Annotated in this window: 2 protein-coding genes; both read left to right on the top strand. The window is 74.9% G+C overall.

The features are described from left to right. Nucleotides 1-5003 (top strand): type I polyketide synthase (locus OG562_RS45860; protein WP_266409963.1); only part of this gene is annotated, 5003 nt, incomplete at its 5' end. 61 nt (nucleotides 5004-5064) lie between these two features. Continuing rightward, the coding region (locus OG562_RS45855; RefSeq protein WP_266409962.1) for a type I polyketide synthase at nucleotides 5065-8212 on the top strand (3148 nt) is incomplete at its 3' end.

The raw sequence follows: 8212 nt of genomic DNA, 5'->3' as shown, positions 1-8212 counted from the left end.
TGGTGATGCCGACGCCCGACATCTTCATCGGCTTCCGGCGGATGGGCGCGTTGTCGGCGACCTCGCGCTGCAAGGCGTTCTCGGACGACGCGGACGGGTTCGGCCTGGCCGAGGGCGCGGGCGTCCTGTTGCTGGAACGGCTGTCGGACGCGCGGCGCAACGGCCACCCCGTCCTGGCGGTCGTTCGTGGCTCGGCGCTCAACCAGGACGGCGCGTCCAACGGCCTGACCGCCCCGAACGGCCCCTCCCAGCAGCGCGTCATCCGGGCGGCGCTGGCCGACGCCGGCCTGGCCCCGGCGGAGGTGGACGCGGTCGAGGCGCACGGCACCGGCACCAGGCTGGGCGACCCGATCGAGGCCCAGGCCCTGATCGCCGCCTACGGCCAGGACCGGTCCGCCGAACGGCCTTTGCGGCTGGGCTCGTTGAAGTCCAACATCGGCCACACCCAGGCCGCCGCCGGAGTCGCGGGCGTGATGAAGATGGTGCTGGCGATGCGCCACGGCATCCTGCCGAAGACACTGCACGTCACCGAGCCCACGACCCACGTCGACTGGTCCTCGGGAACGGTGGAGCTGCTGACCGAACCGCACGAGTGGTCGGCCGGTGAACGCCCCCGCCGCGCGGGCGTGTCGGCTTTCGGCATCAGCGGCACCAACGCCCACGTCATCCTGGAGCAGGCGCCGCAAGAAGCCCGTCTCGACGCGACGCCCGAAGCCGAGCCCGGCCGCCCGACGGTCGCCTGGCCCGTCTCCGCACGCTCCGCCGAGGCCCTGCGCGCCCAGGCCGGGCAACTGCGGGACACGGTCTCCAAGCACCCCGAGTGGACACCGGCCCAGGTGGCACACGCCCTCGCCACCGGCCGCGCCGACTTCGAACACCGGGCCGTGCTCGTCGGTACCGAACGGGAGCAACTGCTGTGCGGGCTGCGGGCGTTGGCAACGGGAGCGGACGACGCGACCGGGGTCGTCACCGGGCACGGAGACGCGGGGCGGCCGGTGTTCGTGTTCCCCGGCCAGGGCTCACAGTGGACCGGCATGGCCGTCGAACTCCTCGACACGTCAGCGGTGTTCGCCCAGTCCATCGCCGACTGCGAAGCAGCGCTGGCCCCGCATGTGGACTGGTCGCTGACCGAGCAACTCCGCAACGGCGAGCCCCTGACACGTGTTGACGTGGTCCAACCTGCGCTGTTCGCGGTGATGGTGTCGCTGGCCGCCGTGTGGCGCTCCCTCGGAGTCGAGCCCGCCGCCGTCGTCGGACACTCCCAGGGCGAGATCGCCGCAGCCGTCGTCGCCGGAGCACTGACCCTGGAGGACGGCGCGAAGATCGCCGCCCTCCGCAGCCGCGCCATCCTCGAACTCGCCGGACACGGCGGCATGATCTCCCTGCCGTTGTCCAGCGAAGACACGGCCGAGCTTCTCGAAGAGTGGCCCGGCCGTGTGTCCATCGCCGCCCTCAACGGGCCGCACACCACCGTCGTGGCCGGAGACGCCACCGCCCTCGACGAACTCCTCGCCCACTGCGAAGCCGAGGGCGTCCACGCCCGCCGGATCGACGTCGACTACGCCTCCCACACCCACCACGTCGAAGCGCTCCAGGACGACCTCGCGGAACTGCTCACCGGCATCACGCCCCGCACCAGCACGGTCTCCTTCTACTCCACCGTCACCGGCACGACCCTCGACACCAGGGAACTCACGGGGGCGTACTGGTACACCAACCTCCGTCGGCCCGTCCTCCTCGAACCGACCCTGCGACTGCTGACGGCCGACGGCCACAACGCCTACGTCGAGTGCAGTCCCCACCCGGTCCTCGTCCCCGCGATCGAGGAAGCCACCGGCGGCAGCGGCACGGGCACCCTGCGCCGGGACGAAGGCGGCTGGCAGCGCCTCCTCACCTCCGCCGCCCACCTCCACACCCACGGCACCCCCGTCACCTGGCCCACCAGCCCGGCCGCCCACCCCCTCGACCTCCCCACCTACCCCTTCCAACGCAAGCCCTACTGGCTCGACGCCACCTCGCCCGCCCACAGCGCCGAGCCCGCCGGACACCCCCTCCTCGACGCCTCGATCCCCCTCGCCGGCAGCGACGGCCTGATCCTCACCGGCCGCCTCTCCACCCGCACCCACCCCTGGCTGGCCGACCACACCGTGTGGAACACCGTCCTCGTCCCCGGCACGGGACTCGTCGAACTCGCCCTGCAAGCCGCCGACCGCGCCGGGTGCGACGTACTGGAGGAACTCACCCTCCACGCACCCCTCGTGCTGCCCGAGAACAACGCAGTACGCCTCCAGGTCAGCGTCGACGCGCCGGACGAGACCGGCCGCCGGACGGTCAGCATCCACACCCGCCCCGAACAGACGTCCGACGACGCCCCGTGGATCCACCACGCGACGGGCTACGTGACGACCGGCGCTCCCCGGCCCGACTGGGACCTGACCGCCTGGCCACCCGCCGGCGCCCACCCCGTCGACCTCACCGGCCTGTACTCCCGGCTCGCCGAACAGGGCCTCGGCTACGGCCCCGCCTTCCAGGGCCTGCACGCGGTCTGGCGGCGCGGCGAGGAGCTGTTCGCCGAGGTACGGCTCGCGCCGGGCGAGCAGGACACCGCCGACCGGTACGGTCTGCACCCCGCGCTGCTCGACGCGGCCCTGCACACCAGCCTCGTCGACGGCATCGACGACGACTTCGACGACGTACGGCTGCCGTTCGCCTGGAACGGCGTCACCCTGCACGCCACCGGCGCCACCGCCCTGCGCGTACACCTGACGCCCCAGGGGCCGGAAGCCCTCACGCTGACCGTGGCCGACCAGGACGGCGTACCCGTGGCGACGGTGTCCTCCCTGGCCGTGCGCCCGGTGACGCGGGAGCAGTTGGCCGCCGCGAGCAGGGCGGCCACGGCGGCGGACGCGCTGTTCGAGGTGACGTGGACGCCGGTTCCGCCCGGGGCGGGCACGACGCCGGTCGTCCGGGCGGCCGTCGTCGGCCCGGACCCGCTCGGGCTGGGCACGGCGCTCGGTACGCCGGTCGCCGCCGGGTTCGGGGCGCTCACGGGGGCGCCGCCCGAGGTGGTGGTCCTCCCCTGGGCCCGGCCGGACGAGGCCTCGCCGACCGGAGAGGCTGCCGGGGCGTCGGTGTTCCGGGCACTGGAGTCGCTGCGGGAGTGGCTGGCCGACGACCGGTTCGCCGAGAGCCGTCTGGTGCTGGTCACCCGGGGCGCGGTGGCCGTCGAGGACGGCGAGAACGTCTCCGACCTGGCGTCGGCTGCCGTTCGGGGGCTGGTGCGCTCCGCGCAGGCCGAGCACCCCGGCCGGGTGGTGGTCGCCGACGTGGACGAGCCGGACGCCGTACGCACGCTGGTCGCGGCGGTCGGACCGGGAGACGGCGGGGAGGAGCAGTACGCCGTGCGCGGCGGTCGGCTCCTCGTACCCCGGCTCACCCGGCCACGGGCGGCCTCGGCGAGTCAGGCGGCCTCGGCGGGCCGGGCCGCACCGTGGGATCCGGAGGGCACGGTGTTGATCACCGGTGGCACCGGCACCCTCGGCTCGCTCGTCGCCCGGCATCTCGTCGCCCAGCACGGCGTACGCCATCTTCAACTCCTCAGCCGACAGGGGGTGAACGCCCCCGGCGCCGACCGACTCCGCGCCGATCTCGAAGACCTCGGGGCCTCCGTCGCCGTAACCGCCTGTGATGTCTCCGACCCGGCGTCGCTCGCCGAGGCACTCGCCGGCATCCCCGGGGACCGCCCCCTCACCGCCGTCGTCCACACCGCCGGCGCCCTCGACGACGCCACCCTCGACACCCTCACCCCGCACCACATCAGCACCGTCATGCGGCCCAAGGCCGACGCGGCCTGGCACCTCCACCACCTCACCCGAGACCGCCGCCACCCCCTCAAGGCCTTCGTCCTCTTCTCTGCCGCGGGTGGGCTGCTCGGCACCGCCGGACAGGGCAACTACGCGGCGGCCAACGCCTACCTGGACGCCCTCGCCGCGCACCGCCGGGCACTGGGGCTGCCCGCGGTGTCGCTGGCCTGGGGGCTGTGGGAGGAGGCCAGCGGGCTGACCGGCGGGCTGACGCCCGCCGATCTGGCGCGGATGCGGCGGGCCGGGGTGCTGCCTCTGTCGACCGAGGACGGGCTGGCGCTCTTCGACCGGGCGCTCGGGCAGGAGCGCGCCCTGGTCGTGCCGGTCCGGCTGGACCTGCCCGCGCTGCGTGGGGAGGCCGGAAACCGGCCGCTGCTGCGGGAGTTGGCCCCCCGGGCGGAGCTGCCGCGGGCAGCGGCCGGAACCGCCGAGGCGCCCGCCGATGCCGGTGCCGGCACGGCGCGCCCGGGTCTCTCGCTCGCCGGACTGACCGCCGGTGAACGGGCCCATGTCCTGGAGGAGTTGGTGCGGACGAAGGTGGCGACGGTGCTGGGGCACGCCTCCGCCGACGCCGTCGAGCCCGAACGCGGTTTCCTCGACGCGGGCTTCGACTCGCTGCGCGCGGTGGAACTGCGCAACCTGCTCAACACGGCCACCGGACTGCGCCTTCCCGCGACGCTGGTCTTCGACCACCCCACCTCGACGGCTGTCGCCGCTCACCTGGACGAACTGCTGAGCGCCGCCGAGGACACGAAGAACGCTGAGAGCGCGGAGAGCGCGGAGAGCGCGGACGGCACTCAGGACAGCGAACAGCCCACCCATGCCGGCCTGGAGGCCGCGTCCGGTCTGGAGGCCGTGGACGCTCTGGAGACCGTGGACGCTCTGGAGGCCGGGCTCCTCGCCTCCGGGCTGCTGGCGGACGCCGTCGGCGGGGACTCGGCTGCGGACCGGGAGCGGGTGGCGACGCGGCTGCGCGGACTGCTCGACCGGCTGGCCCCGTCCGGCGCCCTCCGGGAGGAGTCCGCCGTGGTCGCAACGGACCGGCGGCAGGACGGGTTCGGCGGGTTCGAGAGCGAGTTCGACGACGTGTCCCTCGACGACATCCTCACCATCGTCGACGACGAACTGCGGAAGTCCTGACATGCCTCGACCGGCCGACGACGCGCACACCCCTGACGTACGGAAGAAGGCTGACGCAACCATGACGAGCGAGGCGAAGGTCGTCGACGTACTGAAGCGGCTGACCGCGGACCTGCGCAGGACCCGGCAGCGGCTGCGGGAGGCCGAGGCGGCGGCGCGTGAGCCGATCGCGATCGTCGGCATGGCCTGCCGCTACCCGGGCGGGGTCGCCTCCCCCGAGGAGTTGTGGCGGCTGGTCTCCGAGGGCCGGGACGTCATCGCGCCGCTGCCGGCCGACCGCGGCTGGGACGAGGACCTGTACGACCCGAATCCGGCCCGCACCGGGAAGGTCACCGTGCGCGAGGGCGGCTTCCTCGACGACCCGGCCGCCTTCGACCCCGGATTCTTCGGGATGAGCGCCCGGGAGGCCCTGGCGACCGACCCGCAGCAGCGGCTGCTCCTCGAGACGTCCTGGGAGGCGGTCGAGCGCGCGGGCATCGACCCGACGACGTTGCGCGGCAGCCGTACCGGGGTCTTCGCGGGGGTGATCCATCAGGAGTACGCGGGCCGGCTGCGCAACGCGCCGGGCGAGTTCGAGGGGTACCTCGGCAACGGCAGCACGGCGAGTGTCGCGTCGGGCCGGGTCGCGTACACGCTCGGCCTGGAGGGGCCGGCGGTCAGTCTGGACACGGCCTGTTCGTCCTCGCTGGTGGCGCTGCACGAGGCCGCGCTGGCGCTGCGGGCCGGTGAGTGCGAGCTGGCGCTGGCCGGCGGTGTGACGGTGATGGCCTCGCCGTTGGCGCTGGTGGAGTTCAGCCGGCAGCGCGGTCTCGCGCCGGACGGCAGGGTCAAGGCGTTCGCGGCCGGGGCCGACGGCACGGCGCTCGGCGAGGGCGTCGGGATGCTGCTGCTGGAGCGGCTGTCGGACGCCCGTCGCCATGGGCGGCGCGTGCTGGCCGTGGTCCGGGGCAGCGCCGTCAACCAGGACGGCGCCAGCAGTGGGCTGACCGCGCCGAGCGGTCCGGCGCAGCGCCGGGTGATCCGGCAGGCGCTGGACCGGGCGGGGCTGTCCGGGGCGGACGTGGACGCGGTGGAGGCGCACGGCACCGGCACCAGGCTGGGCGACCCGATCGAGGCCCAGGCCCTCATCGACGCCTACGGCCGCGACCGCCCGGCCGGACGCCCCCTGTGGCTGGGCTCGGTGAAGTCGAACATCGGGCACGCGCAGGCCGCCGCCGGGGTCGCCGGGGTCATCAAGATGGTGCAGGCCATGGCGCACGGGGTGCTGCCCCGCACTCTGCACGTGGACGCGCCGAACCCGCATGTGGACTGGCCGACGGGCGTGGTGGAGCTGCTGACCGAGCGGCGGGAGTGGCCGGTCGGCGACCGGCCCCGGCGTGCGGGGGTGTCGTCCTTCGGGGTCAGCGGGACCAACGCCCATGTGGTGCTGGAGCAGGGCGATCCCGCGCCCGGCGCTCAGCTCCGCTGCGGTGGCGTCGTCGTGCCCTGGGTCCTGTCCGGTCGTACGGAGGACGCGCTGCGCGCCCAGGCGCAGCGGCTGGCGGCGCATCTGGCGGACCGCCCTGAGGTGTCGGTCGACGCGGTGGGCGCCGCGCTGGCCCGCGGCAGGTCGGTGTTCGAGCATCGTGCGGTGGTGCTCGGCGCCGACCGCGCCGAGCTGCTCACCGGGTTGACGGCCCTGGCCACGGGATCCGACTCCCTCAGCTCGCCCAGCTCCCCTGACTCTCCCGGCCTGGCGTACGGCCGTGTCGCCGCCGACGCCCGGGCCGTCCTCGTGTTCACCGCCCGGGGCCTGGGTGCGGACCTCGGCTGGGCGGCACGGCTCGCCGAGACGTCTCCGGTGTTCGCCGAGCGGCTGGACCTCTGCGAGGAGGCGCTCCGCGCGTTCACCGACCGGCCGCTGCGCGACGTGCTGCGCCCGACCTCGGCGGCCGACCGGGACGCCGTCGGCGAACGGGCCGCGCGCTGGGCGGTGTTGGTGGCGCTCGGCGGGCTGTGGGAGGCGTTCGGGGTCCGCGCTGCGGCGGTCGTCGGCACGACGGACGGCGACGACGAGGGCGAGAGCGGGAACGGGAACGGGAACGGGAACAGGGACAGGGACGGGAACGCCATGGGCGATGTCGCGGTGCTCGCCGCGGCCTGCGTCGCGGGCGCGGCGACCTTGAAGGAGGCGGCCCGTGCGGTGACGGCGTACGACGGCGGGGCGTCGGCGCAGGCGGGTACCGCCCGGGTCCCGTTCCTGACGGCGTCCGCCGCCGATCCGGGTGAACTGGAGCGGGTCGTGGGCGAGTTGACGGACCGCGGCCACGGCCTCTTCGTGGAGGTGGGCGTCGCGGGGTCGATCGCCCCGCGGCTCACGGCCGGTGTGGCGGAGAGAGCGGTTCCGGTCGTCGCCTCCCCCGTCGGCGGCGGTCACGAGGACGAGGACGGGCATGCGCTGTGGGCCGCGCTGGCCCGACTGCATGTGAGCGACGCGACCGTGACCTGGGCGGCGGCCTTCCCCGCGCCGGGGCCGGAGGGTCCGCCGCCGGTCGACCTGCCGACGTACGCCTTCCGCCGTCGCCGGTACTGGCTCGACGACGGTCCCCGTACCGTCGACCCGACGGCCGCCGGACTCGCGCCCGCCGGTCATCCGCTGCTCGGCGCGTGTGTGGAACTCCCGGACGACGGCGGCCTGTTGTTCACCGGGCGGCTGTCGACGGCCACCCACCCGTGGCTGGCGGACCACACGGTCGCCGGACGGGTGCTGGTGCCGGGTACGGCGCTGGTGGAACTGGCTCGCTGGGCCGGTGCGCGCGTCGGCTGCGCGCGGATCGCCGAACTGGCCCTGCACACCCCGCTGGAGCTGCCCGCTCCGCGCGACGGCGACCGTACCGGGCGCGCGGTCCGGCTGCACGTCACCGCCCCGGACGCGGAGGGCCGGCGTCGCCTGACCCTCTCCGCGCGCCCCGGCCCGGACGACGACTGGACCCGGCACGCGACCGGAACCCTGACCGCGGCCGCCGACGACACCGTTCCCCCCGCGACCGCCGACCTCGTGACCTGGCCGCCACCCGGCGCGGAGCCCGTCCCCGTGCACGACTTCCACGACCGGGCCGCCCGCCACGGCATCGCGTACGGGCCCGCCTTCCAGGGGCCGCGGTCCGTCTGGCGGCGGGGCGAGGAGGTGTTCGCCGAGGTCGCCCTGCCCGAGGGCCTCCAGACGGAGG

It is taken from the genome of Streptomyces sp. NBC_01275 (genome assembly GCF_026340655.1).
Taxonomy (GTDB): domain Bacteria; phylum Actinomycetota; class Actinomycetes; order Streptomycetales; family Streptomycetaceae; genus Streptomyces.
The sequence above is the reverse complement of the archived record's forward strand: the minus strand, read 5'-3'. Positions and strand labels throughout refer to the sequence as shown.